Genomic DNA, 731 nt, shown 5'->3' on the forward strand with positions numbered 1-731 from the left:
AAATAGTGCAATACAACACTTTTTAGCTACGGTGTCTTTTCGTTTTAAGAAGAGGAGAGTTCCGCCGGAGCCGCTAGGAAATGAGCTCAATTAAGAAGAGTGCTTGAGGCCGTCGCTAAGATTAATGGTGTTTGTGAAAATGTCAGCTCGTACTAGTTCGTTGAGTGCATAGGAGCATACATTCACCGTTTACATGTCATGCATTTTGTTTTTTGAGAGGGGAGAGTGCGTACCACCCATAGGTAGAAAACAATAGGTATAAAAAGCCCCGCATTGAGCGAGGCTTGTATTTTATGAGAGGTTTAGCTAGTGAGCAGTCTTTGCAATTTATCGCGCTGTGCTTCGATGTAAGCACGTTCAGGGCTCTGTTCTTTACAGTGTTCAAGAATAAACTCAATCGAACTCAGAACCGTTCTCCAGCGCGGTGTTTTAGGCAAAGTTTCGATACGCATGTATTTATCGAGCGTGCGGGTTTGCAGTGTGCTTCGGTCGAGGTAGACGCGCCACAGTCCACTTTGTTCGGCAAACGCAAATTTACTTTCACCCGTAACAGACTCCCAATAGTCCAATGCATGCGTCATGGCATCGACCAACACTTCACGCATCAAATCTTGCTTATCTTTTTTGTTGCCCAAAGCCCTATCAGCCAAACGAGTAAACTCGCCACCAAGCTCTTTGAGTTTCTGCAACTGGTCTCTATCACCATCGAATGCATAACTTGAGAGTACTTC

General features: G+C 44.9%; 1 pseudogene. It reads right to left on the reverse strand.

Features of this window, described 5'->3' with window-relative positions:
- Positions 1 to 302 precede the first annotated feature (302 nt).
- Positions 303 to 731: pseudogene (locus R7044_RS25315) on the reverse strand (hybrid sensor histidine kinase/response regulator); the annotation flags it as partial.

This window comes from Vibrio sp. 1402, assembly GCF_033340275.1.